This is a genomic window from Saccharomonospora sp., assembly GCF_027317685.1.
Classification (GTDB): domain Bacteria; phylum Actinomycetota; class Actinomycetes; order Mycobacteriales; family Pseudonocardiaceae; genus Saccharomonospora.
Genome location: NZ_DAHVQP010000001.1, coordinates 1 through 17,040 on the forward strand (window position 1 = coordinate 1; position 17,040 = coordinate 17,040).

Annotated in this window: 18 protein-coding genes and 1 pseudogene; 10 read left to right on the forward strand and 9 right to left on the reverse strand. The window is 67.1% G+C overall.

The features are described 5' to 3' along the window. From M7H19_RS00005 to M7H19_RS00015, 3 genes and pseudogenes are all read right to left on the reverse strand, one after another. Nucleotides 1-106 (reverse strand): annotated as a pseudogene (locus tag M7H19_RS00005) (cell division protein DivIVA); the annotation flags it as partial. 105 nt (nt 107-211) lie between these two features. Next, on the reverse strand, nt 212-994 hold the full coding sequence (locus M7H19_RS00010; RefSeq protein ID WP_298175515.1) for a class F sortase: 783 nt from the start codon (nt 992-994) through the stop codon (nt 212-214). Then, entirely contained in the window at nt 991-2,571 is a 1,581-nt protein-coding gene (locus tag M7H19_RS00015) for a hypothetical protein (RefSeq protein WP_298175518.1), read from the reverse strand. Before M7H19_RS00015 ends, M7H19_RS00010 begins: the two co-directional genes overlap by 4 nt. 330 nt (nt 2,572-2,901) lie before the next feature. Between M7H19_RS00015 and M7H19_RS00020 the strand changes: the two genes are divergently transcribed. Then, nucleotides 2,902-3,735, forward strand: a complete 834-nt coding sequence (locus M7H19_RS00020; RefSeq protein WP_298175520.1) for a Bax inhibitor-1/YccA family protein — start codon at nt 2,902-2,904, stop codon at nt 3,733-3,735. A 476-nt stretch (nt 3,736-4,211) separates the two neighbouring features. Further along, nucleotides 4,212-4,757, forward strand: coding sequence for a hypothetical protein (locus M7H19_RS00025; protein ID WP_298175522.1), 546 nt, complete (start codon nt 4,212-4,214; stop codon nt 4,755-4,757). 118 nt (nt 4,758-4,875) lie between these two features. Here M7H19_RS00025 and M7H19_RS00030 read toward each other — a convergent pair whose 3' ends face one another. Beyond that, nucleotides 4,876-6,096: an acetyl-CoA C-acetyltransferase gene (locus M7H19_RS00030; protein ID WP_298175524.1), complete on the reverse strand. Its 1,221-nt coding sequence runs from the start codon at nt 6,094-6,096 to the stop codon at nt 4,876-4,878. 206 nt (nt 6,097-6,302) lie between these two features. Here M7H19_RS00030 and M7H19_RS00035 point away from each other — a divergent pair, with 206 nt between their 5' ends. Beyond that, the gene (locus M7H19_RS00035; protein ID WP_298175526.1) at nt 6,303-7,676 is read left to right on the forward strand and encodes a cystathionine beta-synthase; all 1,374 of its coding nucleotides are present in this window, start codon (nt 6,303-6,305) and stop codon (nt 7,674-7,676) included. Nucleotides 7,677-7,958: 282 nt separating this feature from the next. On the opposite strand, the gene M7H19_RS18575 is transcribed toward M7H19_RS00035, so the two are convergent. After that, entirely contained in the window at nt 7,959-8,318 is a 360-nt protein-coding gene (locus M7H19_RS18575) for a hypothetical protein (RefSeq protein ID WP_363321321.1), read from the reverse strand. Between the two features lie 84 nt (nt 8,319-8,402). Here M7H19_RS18575 and M7H19_RS18580 point away from each other — a divergent pair, with 84 nt between their 5' ends. Further along, the gene (locus M7H19_RS18580; RefSeq protein WP_363321322.1) at nt 8,403-9,200 is read left to right on the forward strand and encodes a hypothetical protein; all 798 of its coding nucleotides are present in this window, start codon (nt 8,403-8,405) and stop codon (nt 9,198-9,200) included. Between the two features lie 144 nt (nt 9,201-9,344). Next, nucleotides 9,345-10,508, forward strand: a complete 1,164-nt coding sequence (locus tag M7H19_RS00045) for a cystathionine gamma-synthase (protein WP_298175530.1) — start codon at nt 9,345-9,347, stop codon at nt 10,506-10,508. Between the two features lie 12 nt (nt 10,509-10,520). On the opposite strand, the gene M7H19_RS00050 is transcribed toward M7H19_RS00045, so the two are convergent. Then, the gene (locus M7H19_RS00050) at nt 10,521-10,790 is read right to left on the reverse strand and encodes a hypothetical protein (RefSeq protein WP_298175532.1); all 270 of its coding nucleotides are present in this window, start codon (nt 10,788-10,790) and stop codon (nt 10,521-10,523) included. 112 nt (nt 10,791-10,902) lie between these two features. On the opposite strand from M7H19_RS00050, the gene ilvA reads away from it, so the two are divergent. Next, nucleotides 10,903-12,108: a threonine ammonia-lyase gene (gene ilvA, locus M7H19_RS00055; protein ID WP_298175534.1), complete on the forward strand. Its 1,206-nt coding sequence runs from the start codon at nt 10,903-10,905 to the stop codon at nt 12,106-12,108. 91 nt (nt 12,109-12,199) lie between these two features. Here ilvA and hppD read toward each other — a convergent pair whose 3' ends face one another. Continuing rightward, on the reverse strand, nt 12,200-13,384 hold the full coding sequence (hppD, locus tag M7H19_RS00060) for a 4-hydroxyphenylpyruvate dioxygenase (RefSeq protein WP_298175536.1): 1,185 nt from the start codon (nt 13,382-13,384) through the stop codon (nt 12,200-12,202). Nucleotides 13,385-13,503: 119 nt separating this feature from the next. Here hppD and M7H19_RS00065 point away from each other — a divergent pair, with 119 nt between their 5' ends. Further along, the gene (locus M7H19_RS00065; RefSeq protein WP_298175537.1) at nt 13,504-13,971 is read left to right on the forward strand and encodes an Lrp/AsnC ligand binding domain-containing protein; all 468 of its coding nucleotides are present in this window, start codon (nt 13,504-13,506) and stop codon (nt 13,969-13,971) included. A 163-nt stretch (nt 13,972-14,134) separates the two neighbouring features. On the opposite strand, the gene greA is transcribed toward M7H19_RS00065, so the two are convergent. Both greA and M7H19_RS00075 read right to left on the reverse strand, forming a co-directional pair. After that, nucleotides 14,135-14,650 carry a transcription elongation factor GreA gene (greA, locus tag M7H19_RS00070; RefSeq protein WP_298175539.1) on the reverse strand — a complete coding sequence of 172 codons (516 nt, stop codon included), beginning with the start codon at nt 14,648-14,650 and terminating at the stop codon, nt 14,135-14,137. Between the two features lie 176 nt (nt 14,651-14,826). Next, nucleotides 14,827-15,297 (reverse strand): DUF4307 domain-containing protein, encoded by a 471-nt coding sequence (locus M7H19_RS00075; protein ID WP_298175541.1) that lies wholly within the window; start codon nt 15,295-15,297, stop codon nt 14,827-14,829. Between the two features lie 143 nt (nt 15,298-15,440). Between M7H19_RS00075 and mca the strand changes: the two genes are divergently transcribed. The 3 genes from mca to M7H19_RS00090 form a co-directional block, all read left to right on the forward strand. After that, the gene (mca, locus tag M7H19_RS00080; protein WP_298175543.1) at nt 15,441-16,355 is read left to right on the forward strand and encodes a mycothiol conjugate amidase Mca; all 915 of its coding nucleotides are present in this window, start codon (nt 15,441-15,443) and stop codon (nt 16,353-16,355) included. Next, nucleotides 16,352-16,693 (forward strand): hypothetical protein, encoded by a 342-nt coding sequence (locus M7H19_RS00085; RefSeq protein WP_298175545.1) that lies wholly within the window; start codon nt 16,352-16,354, stop codon nt 16,691-16,693. Before mca ends, M7H19_RS00085 begins: the two co-directional genes overlap by 4 nt. A gap of 161 nt (nt 16,694-16,854) precedes the next feature. Beyond that, on the forward strand, nt 16,855-17,040 hold a 186-nt coding region (locus M7H19_RS00090; protein WP_277068053.1), incomplete at its 3' end, for a DUF255 domain-containing protein.

A 17,040-nucleotide genomic window follows, 5' to 3' on the forward strand; every position in this document is an offset into this window, starting at 1 on the left:
CGAGGTGATCGAGGTACTGCACCACCTGGTTGCGGTCGAAACCATGCCATCCCTGGCCGAACTCCCGTCGCAGCGGAAGCAGACCGTGATCGTGGTCGGAAGCCATACTTCGACCGTACCCGCGCGCGCCCGCGCGTCGGCGTCAGGCAGGCCGACCGGGTGAGTGTCCGCGTTCCGTCCGGCGCGGGCGAAGCCCGTGTCCGGCACGGCGTCAAACCGGTTCGGCGATGACCACCCGATTCTCCGCGTATCCGGTGGTACCGCCGAGCCAACGCCCACCGCAGGTCACCAGTACCAGTCGGTGCGAGCCGCTCTGGCTGAACAGTTCGGTCGCCCGCGCGGGCAATTCGTCCTTGCCGAGCGTGATGATCTGCGTGACCGAGTAGGTGAACTCGGAGCCGTCGTCGTCGCTGACGGTCACTTTTTGCCCGACCCGGACGTCCCACAGTTCGGCGAACGGACCGACCTGGCCTTGCCAGTTGACGTGCCCGGCGAACACGCTCGCCCCGCTGGGCGCGCCGAGCCCCGCCCCCCACCAGGTCGCCTCTCCCAGGTCGTCGGGTATGGGCAGGACCGCGTCCGGGCCGAGTTCCTTGCGGACGAGGGTCGCCGTGCCGCCGTCCGGCAGGCGCACGGTGCCCGGGCTCTGCCCGCTGGGCGCGGTGGTGGGCCGGGCGGGCTCGTTGGCCTCGTTGGCCTCGTCGGCGTCGTCGGCGGCACCGTTCTCGCCCGTGTCATCGGTGTCCTGCTCGTCGGCGGCGGGTTCGGCCCGGTCCTGGTCGGTCGGCGCCGCGACGGCCGGTTGGGCGGGCACGGCCGTGCCCGCCACGAACACCGGGGACTGCAGCGCGAACGCCCCCACCAGCACGAGTTCCACCGCGAGCACACTGCCCGCTCCGAGTAGGTACGCCCTTCTCCAGCGGCGACGTTCGGCCCGCGGTGACGTGTCCGGAGTGTGCGTTCCATCCGGTGTATCCGGTTCCGACGTGGTCATCGCTGTCGCAGGACTCTCTTCCTGGCCACCCAACCCGCCAGCGCGGAGACGGCCACCGCGAGGATGCCGAGCCCGGCGAGGGCGCTGGCCGGAGCTCCCGACGTGGTCGCGGGTTGCGACACCGTCGTGTCCGCCGCTCCGGCGGGAATCGTGCGGGGGACCTCGTCGGGCACGTTGGCGATCCGTAGTTCGAGCGTCTCGCCCGGCCGCAGTTCACCGCACGCCGACGGAGGAGCGTCGGGATCGAAGGCGTCGCCGTACCCGTTGGGTGGTCTCACCTCGGTGACACATACCGTTTGCGGCGTGCGCACGCCCTCCACGGCGACCACGCCGTCGGCGCCCTCGGTGGTCACCACCAACGGCTCGCCGTCCGAATCCACGAGTGGTTCCCCGCTCGCGTCCACCGCGGGCGAGGTCTTGTCCTCGCCCGTCAGCCGCAACGGCACTCCGGCGATGCCCTCGCCGGTGTCACTGTCCACCTTGGTCACCCGCACGATGCCGGGAGCGGGGGCGGCGTCGGTGGCGGCCTCGGCCGTCAGGGTCTGCTCGCCACCGGTGGAGACCACGCGTTGGGTGTCGGCGGTCACCGGATCACGCACGTAGGGCCGCTCGGCGGGAGCCTTCAGGGCCGCGACGACACCGGGTTCCTCCCCGGTGGGGGTGGCGTTGATGTGGGCGGTGCCGTCCTCGCCGGTGACCACGGTCAGTTCGACGGGATTGGACTCCGCGGCCTCGGCCCCGGAAGCCGCCTCGGTGGTGCTCTTCACGGGAGTGTCGGTGGCCTCGTCGGATTCAGCGGTCTCGGAGACCTCTGCGTCCTTCGTGGCCTCCCCGGATTCGGACACCTCGGTGGACTCGGCGGTGTCGGAGTCCTCGTCGGCCTGCTCGGCCGGGACGAGGTCGGACAGCGTCAACGTCACCTCGACACCGGGGATGCCTTTGCCGTCGGCGTTGGTGACGGCCACCGACCACTGCGACGGGGCGCCGAGGAACTGCTCCTCCTCGGGAGCGGCCACGCTCGCGCTCCAGGGGCCCCGGTTGGCCTCGGCGTCGGCGCGGAGACGTTCCACCGCGTCCTGCGCCGCCTGCGGCAGCTTGGCGAAGTGCGCGTCCACGTCATAGCCGATCTCGGTGAACGGTTTCGCCGGGTCGAGGTCGGCGGGGCTCCGGGGAGCCGCGGTCCACGAATGCAGCAGATGGGCGAGTGCCGCGGCTTCGTCCGCATCGGTGGTGTCGCCGTACCGCAACAACAGGTACGAGATATTGGCGGCGACCTCCTCGGACAACGGTTCGCCCCATTTGGTGAGGAGTTCGTCACCCGGTTCGTACCGCTCGGTGCTGTCGGGTGCTTTGAGTGCGAATGACACGCAGAACACGTGCTCGTCGTTCACGACGTAGGAACCGAGCCAGTCGTAGGCGCGGTCACGCCCACCCCACGACTGTCCCGGAGTGGTCTTGTGTCCGAGGCCTTCCTCGACCGCAGCCGACGCCGCGGGCGCGACTACGACGAGGGACAATGTGCCCAGTAGGGCGGCGACGGCCATTCGGGTGGCCAGGGCCAGGCGTCTTCGTGTCATAGGTCGAAACCCCCAAGCGTCGAGTGAGCTCCAGGCTCTTTTCCGCGGCACGGCTTCACGGCCGAACCGGTGAGGTGTGCGACGTGAGAATGGCGTGAGACTCATCACCGGGGCAATCAGCCAGCCGGTGGACGTACGGGGGCCGTTCAGCGAGGATGCCGGAACGGAAATGTTGCCTCCGGGCGGATGATCGGCACGGTGCCGGGTGTGGTTCGTGTCTTTTCGTGCCCGCCCGAGCAGGTAAAGTTGCCTTTACTCGACTGACGGGAACGAATTGGCGCGCGCGGGCGTTAAACCCGACGCAAGTGCCGAAAGATCCAGGAGGATCAGGTGCGAACTACCAGCAATCCCGCCTTCCGCAACCTGCCTACCGGTGCGGCGGGCGCCCCGTATGCGGGCTTCGACCAACCGTACGGAGGTCAGCCCGGCTACGGCCAGACCACCGCCTACGGTGCTCCGCAGACGCGGACCAGCGCGGCCGATCGTCCGATGACGGTCGACGACGTCGTCATGAAGACCGGGGCCTCGCTCGGTGTGACCTTGCTCGTGGGCGTCATCACGGCGATCTGGGCGCAGACGCAGGTCGAGGCGGGCGCCACGGGTGCCATCACCGGCGCCATGATCGGCGGAATGCTCGTCGGCCTCGTGCTGTCGCTGATCATCATCTTCAAGCAGATGGCCAGCGGGCCCATGACGCTGGCGTACTCCGCCGCCGAGGGCGTGTTCCTCGGGGCGATCAGCGGCATTTTCGAGCTCGTCTACCCGGGAATCGCGTTGCAGGCGATCCTGGGAACGGCCGCGGTGTTCGTCGTGATGCTCGTGGTCTACAAGACCGGTGCGGTGAAGGTCACGCCCAAGCTGCAGAAGTGGGTCATCGGTGCGCTCGGCGGCGCGGCCGTCCTCCTGTTGCTGAACCTGGTGCTGAGCCTCTTCGGCATCAACACGGGACTGCGTGACGGTGGCACGCTGGCGATCGTGTTCAGCCTCGTGCTGATCGGTATCGCGGCGTTCAGCTTCCTGCTCGACTTCGACATGGCCGACGAGGCCATCCGGCAGGGCGTGCCCGCCAAGTTCGCGTGGTATGTGGCGTTCGGCCTCATGGTGACTCTGGTCTGGCTGTACCTGGAGGTCCTGCGGCTGCTGTCGTACCTGCAAAACGATTGACGGCTGCGGGATTTCGGTAAGGCGAAGGGGACGTTCGACCGCCTGGGCGGGCGTCCCCTTTGTTGTGCGCGCAGGAGGATCGGGACCCTCGCGCGCTGTTTTGGCGCGGTGACGTGCGTGCCGCACCGGCTCGGCGGTGTGGCGCGGTGTGGCATCGAATTCATTCGGATGGACGTTGCTGCTGTTATCGCGATCACGCAGGGTTAGATGACTTCATCCTATCGGATGAACTCCTGTGTGAGGTCATGGTGACGGTTCCTCCCGGACAAGGTGAACAGCCCGGTACTCCAGGTCCCTACGGTCAGTCTTCCGGCTCCCAGCCCTACGGCCATCACGGCCAGCAGCCCCCTCCCTCGCAGTTTCCCGGTCAGCCCTTCCCCGGCCAGGCTTTTCCCGGGCAGCCCCCCGGTACCCCACAGCTGTTCGGGCAGCCGCCTCAGCCACAGGGGCAGCCTCAATCCCTTTACGGTCAGTCGATGCCGCCGGTGCCGTCGACTCCACCGGAGAAGAAGAAGGTGGGCAAGCGGATCGCGGTGATCGTCGCGGTCGTGGGCGCGTTCGTGTTCGCCGGTCTTCTCGCCGTCGGTTATCTGAACGCGGCGCACAACGCCGAGCCCGGCGACTGTCTGCACATCGAGGACTTCTCCGACCAGAAGGAGGCCCCGAAGGTGCACGAGTGCTCCGACGAGGAGGCGACGTTGAAGGTGGCCGTGAAATTGGAGGACAACTCCGAGTCCTGCCCCGACGGCGACTACGACCAGATGGTGTACGAGGACGGTGCCCGGTTCTGCCTGATGCTCAACGTCGAGGAAGGTGAGTGCTTGGCGAATGTCCGCTCACCGAGCAAGGGCTACGAGAAGGTCGCGTGCACCGATCCGAAGGCCGACGTCTCCGTGGTGAAGATCGTGGAAGGCACCGACGACATAGAGCAGGCGTGCGCTCCCGTTGCCGGTGCGATGGCGGCGGTCCGTTACTCGGAGCCTGCCACGGTGATCTGTGTCGGGGAGCCGACGGCGGTCTGAGCCGATTCGGCGGCGGGTCGGATGCCGGATCCGACGTCGGCGGGCCGTGCCGGAGTGCACGGCCCGCCTCGTCTTTTTCAGGGTCTTTCGAGGTCTTCCAGGTTCGGCGTCGTTTCGTTCAGCTCAGGCGCTCGATCACCATCGCCATACCCTGGCCCCCGCCGACGCACATCGTCTCCAGGCCGAACTGCTTGTCGTAGTGCTGGAGCGAGTTGATCAACGTGGTGGTGATGCGGGCGCCGGTCATGCCAAACGGGTGGCCCACCGCGATCGCGCCACCGTTGACGTTGAGCTTGTCGATGTCGATGCCGAGGTCCCGGTACGACGGGATCACCTGCGCGGCGAACGCCTCGTTGATCTCCACGAGGTCGATGTCGTCGATGGATATGCCCGCCTTGGCCAGCGCCCGGCGGGACGCCTCGACGGGACCGAGGCCCATGATCTCCGGCGACAGTCCGGACACGCCTGTGGAGACGACGCGCGCCAGCGGGGTGATGCCGAGTTCGCGAGCCTTCGTGTCACTCATGATCACGAGGGCGGCGGCGCCGTCGTTCAGCGGGCAGGCGTTGCCCGCCGTGACTCGGCCGTCCGGGCGGAAGACCGGCTTGAGCGCTTCGACGCCCTCCAGGGTCACGCCGGGGCGGGGACTGTCGTCGGCCGACACCACCGTGCCGTCCGGTAACGTCACCGGGGTGATCTCCTTGGCCCAGAAGCCGTCGGCGAGAGCCCGTTCCGCCAGGTTCTGCGAGCGCACGGCGAATTCGTCCATCTCCCGCCGCGAGATGTCCTTGTACAGCGCGAGGTTCTCCGCGGTCTGGCCCATGGCGATGTAGACGTCGGGCAGCTCGCCGTTCTCGCGGGGATCGGCCCAGCCGTCGGCTCCGTTCTCGGCGGTGCGCGCGGTGCGTGCCTCGGCCTCGGCGTACAGCGGGTTGTGCGTGTCGGGCCACGAGTCGGAGGTGCCGCGGTCGGCGCGAGACACGGTCTCCACGCCGGCCGAGATGAACACGTCCCCCTCGCCCGCCTTGATGGCGTGCAGGGCCATGCGGGTGGTCTGCAGGCTGGACGAGCAGTAGCGGGTGATGGTGCAGCCGGGCAGGTGGTCGTAGCCGAGCTGGACGGCGACGGTCCGCCCCATGTTGAATCCCTGCTCGCCACCGGGGAGGCCGCAGCCGAGCATGAGGTCGTCGATGTCACGTGGGTCCAGCTGAGGCACCTTGTCCAGTGCCGCCTTCACCATCTGCGCGGTGAGGTCGTCCGGGCGCATGTCCACCAGTGAGCCCTTGCGGGCTCGTCCGATGGGGGAGCGGGCGGTGGACACGATGACGGCTTCCGGCATCGGGGCACTCCTTTGTGAGCTAAGCGGTCGCTTAGCTATATCCTGCCCGTTCACGCTCCGAAAGCAAAGTGTTCACTTCGTGATCGGCGCTTAGTGACGTTGCATGGCCGACCGCTTTCGGCCCTATTTGGACTGTTCTGTGGGTCTTCGGGTGCTGGTCGAGGTCGGTGCGCACCGTCGCCCGAAGCACTGTCTACCCTGGCGGTATGGATTACGCCGAACACGTCATCGACCTCGTGGGCAACACCCCTCTGGTCAAGCTGAACGCCCTTGCCGAGGGTGTCGAGCCGCTCGTCCTCGCCAAGGTCGAGTACATGAACCCGGGCGGCAGTGTGAAGGACAGGATCGCCCTGCGCATGGTCGAGGCGGCCGAGGCTTCCGGGAAGCTGCGGCCGGGCGGGACGATCGTGGAGCCGACATCGGGTAACACCGGGGTGGGACTGGCCATGGTCGCGCAGCGCAAGGGGTATCGATGCGTGTTCGTGTGTCCCGACAAGGTCAGCGAGGACAAGCGTAACGTGCTCAAGGCCTACGGCGCCGAGGTCGTGGTGTGCCCCACCGCCGTGCCGCCGGAGCACCCCGAGTCGTACTACAACGTCTCCGATCGGCTCGCCCGTGAGATCGAGGGCGCGTGGAAGCCCAACCAGTACGCCAACCCGAACAACCCGGAGAGCCACTACCACTCCACGGGCCCCGAAATCTGGGAGCAGACCCAAGGGAAGGTGACCCACTTCGTGGCGGGTGTGGGCACCGGCGGCACCATCTCCGGCACCGGTCGGTACCTCAAGGAGGCGTCCGAGGGTCGGGTCAAGGTCATCGGCGCCGACCCGGAAGGGTCGGTGTACTCGGGCGGCACGGGCAGGCCGTACCTCGTGGAAGGTGTCGGTGAGGACTTCTGGCCGGACACCTACGACCGCACCGTCGCCGACGAGATCATCCCGGTGTCCGACGCCGAGTCGTTCGAGATCACCCGCAGGCTCGCCCGCGAGGAGGGGCTGCTGGTGGGCGGTTCGTGCGGCATGGCCGTGGCCGCCGCGCTGGAGCTGGCGAAGCGGTGCGGGCCGGACGACGTGATCGTGGTCCTGCTGCCCGACGGTGGGCGCGGCTACCTCGGCAAGATCTTCAACGACAGTTGGATGTCGTCGTACGGGTTCCTGTCCGCCGACTCGCAGGACGCGACGGTCGGTGACGTGCTGCGCCGTAAGGACGGCAGCATCCCCGACCTCGTGCACACCCACCCCACCGAGACCGTGGCGGAGGCCGTGTCGATCCTGCGCGAGTTCGGGGTGAGCCAGATGCCGGTCGTCAACGCCGAGCCGCCCGTGATGGCCGGCGAGGTGGTGGGCGCGGTCAACGAGCGGGACCTGTTGGAGGCGTTGTTCACCGGCAAGGCCTCTATGACCGACCGTCTTGACGCTCACATGTCGCCCCCGCTGCCCACGATCGGCGCCGGTGAGCACATCGGTGCCGCGATGAAGGCGCTTGGCGAGGCCAGCGGCGCGTTGGTGCTGATGGACGGCAAGCCTGCGGGTGTTGTGACCCGGCACGACCTGCTCGCTTTCCTCTCCGGCCACGCCTGATCAGAATATGATCATCGAGCGAACTGCCAGGGGCGTTACACACTATTCGGGTCACGATCCGATAGCGTGTGCGCGAGCGAAGTCACCAAGGTCCTCGTCAAGGGGGTTTACGACCCAATGAGTGCTCCACAGCCACCGAACCAGCCGCCGGGTGGCGAGCAGCAACCCCAGGGGCCGTCCAGCGGTCCTCAACCCGAGCAGAACAGCCCGTTCGGGGACAGCCCCGAGCCGACCCAGGTGGTGCAGCCGCCCCAGCCCCAGCAGTCGCAGGAGCCGCAGGAGTCACAGGGTGAGCAGCGGTTCGGGGACAGCCCCGAGCCCACCCAGGTCGTGCAACCTCCGAATCTCTCCGCGGGCGAACAGCAGGGCTCGAACGCCGAATCGACGCAGCTGGTGCCGCCGGGTATGCAGCCGCAGCCCGCGATCCCGTACTCGCCTCCTCCGAGCGCGGCCGACAACCCCGCCGCGGTGAACCCGCAGGGTTTCGGCCAGCAGTCGCCCCCGGGTGGCTTCGGCGCCCCGGGCCAGGTCGGCCCCCAGTCGGGTCCGCAACCGCAGCAGGGGTTCGGTGCCCCCGGGCAGCCGGGTCAGCAGGGCTTCGGTGCTCCGGGCCAGCCGGGGCAGTTCGGCCAACCCCCGCAACAGGGTTTCGGTGCTCCTCCGGGAGGCGGGTTCGGCGCTCCCGGTCAGCCGGCATTCGGTGGCGGGGGCAATCAAATGAAGGCCATGATCGCAGGCGGTGCAGTCGCTCTGTTCGGCCTCATTGCGTTGATCCTGTCGATCACACTGTTCGCCGATTTTGTCAGTACCTCTTCACGAGCTTCTGAAGCAGCCGAACAAGCGGAGAGGGCGTACAAACAGGCGATAGATAATTGCATTGCGGCTGGCATGCCCCAAGAGCAATGCGAGGCAGGGTTTTCAACAGAAAAAATAGATGTGGATAGCGAGGGCGCGGGCTATGCCTGGTTCTGCATCATCACGCTGCTCGTGGGTAGTCTTGCCGCCACGGCCGGTGGTGTGATGCATGCGCTGGTGAACAAGCTGCAGGGCGGTGTGGGCAAGATCGTCCCCTATGTCACCTTGGGCGGTGGATTTCTCACGCTGTTGGCCTCGCTCCTGATTGTGATCGAGGACGGTGGCGCAATTACCCGGGTGATCTTCACCCTGATTCTCGGCCTTCTTATTACAGTCGTTGGAGTTATTGCCGCGATTCCACAAACGGCTTTCTACCTCGGCCTCGGTGGTTCTGGTGGCCCTGGCGGCTTCGGTGGCCCGGGTGGTCCCGGCGGTGGCTTCGGTGGCCCCGGCGGGTTCGGTCAGCCCGGCCAGCCCGGTGGGTTCGGTCAGCCGGGTGGGCAGTTCCCGTCGAGCGGTGGTTTCCCGCAGCAGGGTCAGCCCGGCCAGCCGGGTGGGTTCGGTCAGCCGGGTGGGCAGTTCCCGTCCAGTGGTGGTTTCCCGCAGCAGGGTCAGCCCGGCCAGCCCGGTGGGTTCGGCCAGCCCGGTCAGCCGCCGCAGCAGTGGTGAGCCGCTGAAATCGACACGGATTTCGAAGGGCCGTGAGCGAACGGATCTTTCCGACTCGCCCACGGCCCTTCGTCGTCCCGGCCGTTGTCACCAGGTCCTCGGCCGTGGCAGCGGCCTGCGGGGGCCGGGCCGTAGGCTGGGGGCATGGTTGCAGACCCTGCCAGCTACGGATTCGAGACACGCGCCATTCACGTCGGGCAGGAACCCGACCCCCGCACCGGCGCGGTGATCGTGCCGATCTACCAGACCTCCACCTACGCGCAGGACGGCGTCGGCGGCACCCGCGAGGGCGACTACGAGTACTCGCGCACCGCCAACCCGACCCGCACCGCGCTCGAACAAGCCCTCGCCGCGCTGGAAAGCGGTAAGCACGCCCTCGCGTTCGCCTCGGGTATGGCGGCCAGTGACGCGGTGCTGCGCGTGGCCCTTCGCCCCGGCGACCACCTCATCCTCGGCAACGACGTCTACGGCGGCACGTTCCGGCTCATCGACAAGGTGCTCACCGAGTGGGGCGTGAACTACAGCGTCGCTTCGCTGGGCGATCTGGACGAGGTCAGGTCGGCCATGCGCCCCGAGACCAAACTCATCTGGTGCGAGTCGCCCACCAACCCGCTACTGGGTATCGCCGACATCGCCGCCCTCGCCGAACTCGCCCACGTCGGCGGTGCGAAGCTCGTGGTGGACAACACGTTCGCCACCCCGTACCTACAGATACCGTTGGAGCTCGGCGCCGACATCGTCGTGCACTCCACCACCAAGTACCTGGGCGGCCACTCCGATGTCGTAGGTGGTGCGGTGATCACCAACTCCGACGAGCTGCGGGAACGACTGTTCTTCCTGCGCAACTCGGCCGGAGCCGTTCCCAGCCCGTTCGACGCGTGGTTGACGCTGCGTGGTCTCAAGACGTTGGGTGTGCGCATGGAGCGGCACTGCTCCAACGCCGAGCTCATCGCCGAGACCCTGTCGAAGCACCCGAAGATCGGACAGGTGTACTACCCGGGCCTGGCCGAACACCCCGGGCACTCGCTGGCGGCCAAACAGATGCGCCGATTCGGCGGAATGGTGTCGTTCACCCACGTCGACGGTGAACGGGCCGCGCTGGACGTGGCGGCCAGGACGAAACTGTTTATCCTCGCCGAATCACTCGGCGGAGTGGAATCGCTCATCGAGCACCCCGGCCGCATGACGCATGCCAGCGTCGCGGGCTCGTTGCTGCAGGTCCCGGCCGAACTGCTGCGGCTGTCGGTCGGTATCGAGGACGCGCACGACCTGCTCGAAGACCTGCGCAGCGCGCTGGACGCGTCCTGACGAAACCCCGGATCAGGGGTGGAAATCGCTGGGGGAGGTGCCGGTGGAGTCCGTCCGACCGTGGTCGTGGCCGATGCCCGCCTCCCTCAGCTCCGCTCCCGTGACGCAGCTGCCGACCAGAGTCATCCGGTGACCGTCCCGAACATAACGGCCGGGGTCACACTGGGCTTCGGAAACCGTGTAGACGGCGGCGCCGGTCAACGCGACGGCGGAGACCACTCCGGCGACGAGCGGCAGCACACCAGCGGAACGAGATGCGTCCGATGTGCGCGCCCTTCCCATACGTGACTCTCCTGCCTTGATCCAGTCGATGTATCACAAGCTTACCCAATCGTGATCTGTCTAAGCACGTAACCTCTCCGTGACGCTGCGTGCAGTGACATGATCTGCGGTTATGGGACTTGTCAGCGTGGACACAATCCGCGAGGCGAGGCGTCTGCTGGAATCCGTCGTGCGGGAAACGCCGATGGAACACGCGCGTGACCTCGAACTTTCACACGGCGGGCCGGTGTACTTCAAATGCGAGAACCTGCAGCGCACGGGCTCGTTCAAGATCAGAGGGGCCTACACCCGCATCCACGGGTTGAGCGAGGAGGAACGCGCGCGAGGTGTGGTGGCCGCCAGCGCCGGCAACCATGCTCAAGGTGTGGCACTCGCCGCGGCTCTGCTGGGGACCAGCGCCACGGTGTTCATGCCCGAGCGGGCGCCCCTGCCGAAACTCGCCGCTACCCGCGGGTACGGGGCTGATGTCCACCTGCACGGTGATGGGTTGGAGGAGGCGCTCGCCGAAGCGACGGCGTTCGCCGAGCGCACGGGCGCGGTGTTCATTCACCCGTTCGACCACCCCGACATCATCGCCGGCCAGGGCACCGTGGGCCTGGAGATCCTGGAACAGGTGCCCGACGTGGCCACGGTGTTGGTCGCCACCGGCGGCGGAGGCCTGGTGGGCGGCGTGGCCAGCGCGCTGAAGGCGGCACGGCCCGAGGTGCGGATCGTGGGGGTGCAGGCCGAGGACGCGGCGGCGTTCCCGCTGTCGCTGTCGGCGGGAAGACCGGTGCGGCTCGACCGCATGCAGACGATGGCCGACGGCATCGCCGTCGGCGAGCCGGGGCCGATCACCTTCGAACACGTCCGGTCGCTCGTCGACGACGTGGTGACCGTGGGGGAGGAGTCGCTGTCGCGGGCGGTGCTGCTGTGCCTGGAACGGCGCAAGCTCGTCGTGGAACCGGCCGGGGCGGCGGCGGTGGCCGCGCTGCTGGAGTATCCCGGCGTGTTCGAACCGCCCATCGTCGCGGTGCTGTCGGGCGGCAATGTGGACCCGCTTTTGTTGCTGCAGCTCATCCAGCACGGTATGACGGCCGCCGGACGTTACCTGAGCCTGCGACTGCGGGTGCCGGATCGGCCCGGGTCGTTGGCGAGCGTGTTGTCGCTCGTTGGCGAGCTCGGCGCGAACGTGCTCGACGTCGAACACTCACGTATCTCCGGCAAGCTCGCGGTGGGTGAGGTGGAGATCGCGTTGAAGCTGGAGACCCGCGGTCCGGACCACTGTGCCGACGTCGCCGCACAACTGCAGCGCGCGGGATTCCGCCTGTTGTATTGATCACCGTCGGCCGTGCGGGCCCCGGTGCCGTGGAGCCGCCCCGTCGGCGGGCGACCCCACGACACCGGACCGTGGCCGGTCAGGGCCGCCGTCAGAGGTTTCCGCGACGTGCCTGTTCGCGCTCGATGGCCTCGAACAGCGCCTTGAAGTTGCCCTTACCGAAACCGAGCGAGCCGTGCCGCTCGATGAGCTCGTAGAACACGGTGGGCCGGTCACCGATCGGCTTGGTGAAGATCTGCAGCAGATAGCCGTCCTCGTCGCGGTCGACGAGGATGCGGTGTTCCTTCAACGTCTCGATCGGCACCCGCACCTCACCGATGCGTGCGCGCAGCTCCGGGTCGTCGTAGTAGGAGTCCGGAGTGTCCAGAAACTCCACGCCTGCCTGCCGCATCGCCTCCACCGTGCCGATGATGTCGTTGGTGGCCAACGCGATGTGTTGGCACCCGGCACCGTCGTAGAACTCGAGGAACTCGTCGATCTGCGACTTCTTCTTGCCCAAGGCGGGCTCGTTGAGCGGGAATTTGACGCGGTGGTTGCCGTTGGCGACCACTTTGCTCATCAGCGCCGAATACTCGGTGGCGATGTCGTCACCCACAAACTCGGCCATGTTCACGAAACCCATGACGCGGTGGTAGAACTCCACCCACTCGTCCATCTTGCCGAGTTCGACGTTGCCGACACAGTGGTCGACGGCCTGGAACAGACGTTTCGGTGCACCGTCGGGTTTGGGCACGCTGCGGGTACGCGCCTGGTAGCCCGGTAGATAGGGGCCGGAGTAACGAGAGCGGTCCACAAGCGTGTGTCGAGTGTCGCCGTACGCCGCGATGGCCGCCATGCGTACCGTGCCGTGTTCGTCGGAGATTTCGTACGGTTCGTTCAGGACCGTGGCCCCGTTCGCCCTGGCGTGCTCGACGCACTTGTCCACATCGGTGACTTCGAGGGCCAGGTCGGTGACCCCGTCGCCGTGTTTGCGGTGGTGGTCCAACAGCGGCGAGTCCGGCTTCACCCCACCGTTGACCACGAAACGCGCCGAGCCCGACTTGAGCACGAACGACTTGTACTCGGCGTTGCCCGTTTCCGGTCCGGAGTAGGCGACGAGGTCCATACCGAACGCCGACTGGTAGAAGTGCGCGGTCTGTGTGGCGTTGCCGACCACGAAGACCACCGCGTCCATCGCCTTGACGGGGAAGGGGTCCTTGGCCGGGTCGTGGTCGACCAGGCCGACGAGTTGACGGAGTTGGTCGTAGCTGACGTCGTCGAGTGCTGGATTCGCCATGCGACGAAGAATGCGCTGATGAACACAGACTGGGCAATAGTTACCAAATATGCTGGTCAACCTGCCCAGTGAAATTGGCATTCGAGTGATCACATTGACCGGATTGCGCAGGAGGACGGATGAGGCTGGACGCCCTGGACGCGCGGTTGCTGCTGCTGTTAACCGACGCACCCCGCCTGGGAGTGCTGGAGTGCGCCCGGCGACTCGGTGTGGCTCGCGGCACCGTGCAGGCGCGGCTCGACCGACTCACCTCGGCCGGGGTGTTGAAGGGTTTCCCACCCGAACTCGATCTCGCCACGATGGGCTACGGATTGACGGCTTTCGCGGTGTTGGAGATCGCGCAGGGGCACCGCGCCGAGGTGGCCTCCGCGCTGGCCGCCATCGACGAGGTGTGTGAGGTACACGCGACCACCGGGCAGGGTGATCTGTTCGTGAGGCTCGTCGCCCGTTCCAACGACGACCTGCAACGCGTCATCGACGACGTCGTCAGTGTCCCCGGGGTGCGGAGAACGGCGACATCGATCGCGCTGTCGACCCCGGTACCCCCTCGGGTGCGGCCGCTGCTGGAGCGCATCGCCTGCGACTAGACCGGCCGAAGCCGGGCGACACCGATGCGAGCACACGACCTCGAAGACGTCTTTGCCGGCTCGGCACACGAACGGTCCTTCCGAGAAACGGCGACGGCCGGCGCGCACCTGCCGAAAGTGGTGGTGCGCACCGGCCGTCGCCGTTGCTGCTGTTTGTGAGGACTCAGCTCTCGCTCATCGCCGCCTCGGAGTTGTAGGGAACGGCTTTGACGAGGGTGACCTTCTGGGTCTTGACGTTCGGCAGCGGGTATTCCCGCGACTCGTTCTCCCTGGCGCCGAGCAACGCCTTGCCCAGGGGCGAGTCGGGCGAGTAGACCTCGAACGATCCGCCGCCGCCCTCCTCGCGAGTGGCGAGCAGGAACGTCTCCTCGTCGTCATCGCCGTCGTAACGCACGGTCAACACCATGCCCGGCTCGGCGATGCCGTCGTCCTTGGGCGCTTCGCCGACCTTGGCTGAGCGCAGCAACTCCTGAAGGTGCCGGATTCGGGCTTCCTGCTGCCCCTGCTCCTCCCTGGCGGCGTGGTAGCCACCGTTCTCCTTCAGGTCGCCCTCTTCTCGGCTGGCATTGATCTTCGCGGCGATGACCGGACGATTCGCGATCAACTCGTCGAGCTCGTTTTTGAGCCTGTCGTAGGCATCCTGGGTCAGCCAGGTCACCTTGCTATCGCTCACGGTCACCATCTCCTCCTAGGGCCTGCCGAACCTGGGTATACAAGCCGGCCGCCACGCCATCGTGGCTGGTAGATAAAGGAAAGACACGGCCCACTCGGGGCCGTGCCGATACCTAAGGATAGCACGAAGCTACCCCCGAGACCCCTGCTTAAGTCAGGAACGCCGGACTCCCGGCTCCTATTTCACTCCGTTGGCCGCTCGGGGGTTGACAGATATTCAGGAACATCATATGAGCAGCCGTACACGTCCGCAGTGACAGGCCGCTCGATGCTCTGTACAACAGTGTCCAGGCGTCCCACGTCCGGAGGGACGTAGATCTCCCTTCTGCCGCTCTCGGCACCCGAGATATCACGGACCCTGACGACACACACCGCGGGTCGCGACGGGTCGTTACGGATCACATCCACGGTGACTTCCATCGCATTGCCGGGCAGCTCGGTGAACGCGACCCGCTGACCGTCGATGGGCGTGGCGAAGAATTGCTGGTAGACGATGTAACCGCCGAGAGTGAGTGCCACCACCGCAACGATGCCGACCAACCACGCACGGTTTCCTCGCAGGCGGAAACGCGGCCCCGCCTGGCGTTTCCGCGCGGAGCCGTAGCGGTCCTCCAACCCGTTCGTCGACGTCGGGTCGGACTCCGACCTGCTCAACGGAGGGCCTCCCGAATGATCGTGCCGTCGCGGCGGGAGAATGAAAGCACCCACCTCGCGTGTTGAGTATCCGTGAGAGCGGACGGGCGTGGACCACGGGGGTCCGTCAGGGCGAACGCGAGTGGAAAGGAGCCGAGCCGAGCATGGCGCGAACCGACGAAGAGAGGGCGAGCAGGGTGGAGGCGGGGTTGCGGCTGATGGCGGTGCATGCCCATCCCGACGACGAGTCGAGCAAGGGGGCCGCCACGATGGCTCGCTATGTCTCCGAGGGGCACGAGGTCATGGTCGTGACCTGTACGGGTGGTGAAGCGGGCAGTGTGCTGAATCCGGCGATGGACCGGCCCGAGGTGCGCGAGAACATGACGCAGCTGCGCAGGGAGGAGATGGCCAGGGCCGCCAAGATCCTCGGTGTGCAGCATCGGTGGCTGGGCTTCATCGACTCCGGCCTGCCGGAGGGCGATCCGCCTCCGCCGTTGCCGGAGGACTGCTTCGCGAACGTGCCGTTGGACGAACCGGTCGCCAAGCTCGTGCGCCTGATGCGCGAGTTCCGCCCGCACGTCGTCATCACCTACGACGAGAACGGTGGATATCCGCATCCGGACCACATCCGCTGCCACGAGGTGTCGATGGCGGCCTGGGACGCCGTCTCCGACCCACAGCAGTATCCTGACGCGGGTGAGCCGTGGCAGCCGCTCAAGCTGTACTACGTCCACGGTTTCTCGCGGGCGAAGTACGAGGCGTTCCACGAGGCGCTCACCTCGCGAGGGCTGCCCTCGCCGTACGAGGAGTGGCTGAAGAGGTGGGACCCGAACCGGCCCGATGTCATGGAACGCGTCACCACACGGGTGCCGTGCTCCGACCATTTCGAGGCGCGCGACGACGCGCTGCGCGCACACGCCACACAGATCGACCCGAACAGTCGGTGGTTCGCGGTGCCGCTGGACGTGCAGCGTGAGGTGTGGCCCACAGAGGAGTACGAACTCGTCCGCTCGCTCGTTGACACGACGTTGCCGGAGGACGATCTGTTCGCGGGGATCCGAGAAAGGGTGACGACATGACACTTCCGGCCTTCGCGGTCGTGCCGGCCATGAACGCCGGAGCCTGGCTCGCGCAGCAGCCACCCGGGGGCAACGTGGACGGCGGTGGACAAGGTGAGGACTTCGGCAAATCCTCACCCGTCGGCCTGTTGCTGCTCCTGCTGTTCCTCGTGGCGGTCGCCTTCCTGATCCGCTCGATGACCAAGCACCTCAAGCGGATTCCCGCCAGCTTCGACACGGACACCTCCGACTCCTCCGCCGAGGCCGGTGACGAAAGGGCCGGTGACACGCAGAGTTCCGACCGTGCTTCGGTCGGTGCCGACTCGGCGGCCGATCCGGGCTCGGAGAGCAAGTCCTAGCGACGAGCGCTTCCACGCGCGAGGCGGCGGTCCTTCCCGAGGACCCGTGAAGAGGGCACGCTCGGGCCGGTTCGTTCGTGTTCGCCGGTCGTCGTTCGGCGGGTTCGGCGTCGACCGTGTCGACCGCTGTGAGGCTCCTTCGGCTGTGAGACGCTGGGAACGTGAACCGCCTCGCCACTGCCACATCGCCTTACCTGCTCCAGCATGCCGACAATCCGGTGGACTGGTGGCCGTGGAGCCCGGAAGCCCTCGCCGAGGCGCGGCGGCGGGATGTGCCGATCCTGCTGTCGGTCGGGTACGCAGCCTGCCACTGGTGTCACGTCATGGCGCACGAGTCGTTCGCCGAC

Excerpts from the sequence above, each read along its gene's own strand:
- M7H19_RS00085 (WP_298175545.1), top strand. The coding sequence starts at position 16,352 with ATGACACTTCCGGCCTTCGCGGTCGTGCCGGCCATGAACGCCGGAGCC.
- M7H19_RS00045 (WP_298175530.1), top strand. The coding sequence starts at position 9,345 with ATGGTTGCAGACCCTGCCAGCTACGGATTCGAGACACGCGCCATTCAC.
- M7H19_RS00030 (WP_298175524.1), bottom strand. The coding sequence starts at position 6,096 with ATGCCGGAAGCCGTCATCGTGTCCACCGCCCGCTCCCCCATCGGACGA.
- M7H19_RS18580 (WP_363321322.1), top strand. The coding sequence starts at position 8,403 with ATGATCGCAGGCGGTGCAGTCGCTCTGTTCGGCCTCATTGCGTTGATC.
- M7H19_RS00010 (WP_298175515.1), bottom strand. The coding sequence starts at position 994 with ATGACCACGTCGGAACCGGATACACCGGATGGAACGCACACTCCGGAC.
- M7H19_RS00035 (WP_298175526.1), top strand. The coding sequence starts at position 6,303 with ATGGATTACGCCGAACACGTCATCGACCTCGTGGGCAACACCCCTCTG.
- mca (WP_298175543.1), top strand. The coding sequence starts at position 15,441 with ATGGCGCGAACCGACGAAGAGAGGGCGAGCAGGGTGGAGGCGGGGTTG.
- M7H19_RS00050 (WP_298175532.1), bottom strand. The coding sequence starts at position 10,790 with ATGGGAAGGGCGCGCACATCGGACGCATCTCGTTCCGCTGGTGTGCTG.
- M7H19_RS00025 (WP_298175522.1), top strand. The coding sequence starts at position 4,212 with ATGCCGCCGGTGCCGTCGACTCCACCGGAGAAGAAGAAGGTGGGCAAG.
- hppD (WP_298175536.1), bottom strand. The coding sequence starts at position 13,384 with ATGGCGAATCCAGCACTCGACGACGTCAGCTACGACCAACTCCGTCAA.
- M7H19_RS00065 (WP_298175537.1), top strand. The coding sequence starts at position 13,504 with ATGAGGCTGGACGCCCTGGACGCGCGGTTGCTGCTGCTGTTAACCGAC.
- ilvA (WP_298175534.1), top strand. The coding sequence starts at position 10,903 with ATGGGACTTGTCAGCGTGGACACAATCCGCGAGGCGAGGCGTCTGCTG.
- M7H19_RS00015 (WP_298175518.1), bottom strand. The coding sequence starts at position 2,571 with ATGACACGAAGACGCCTGGCCCTGGCCACCCGAATGGCCGTCGCCGCC.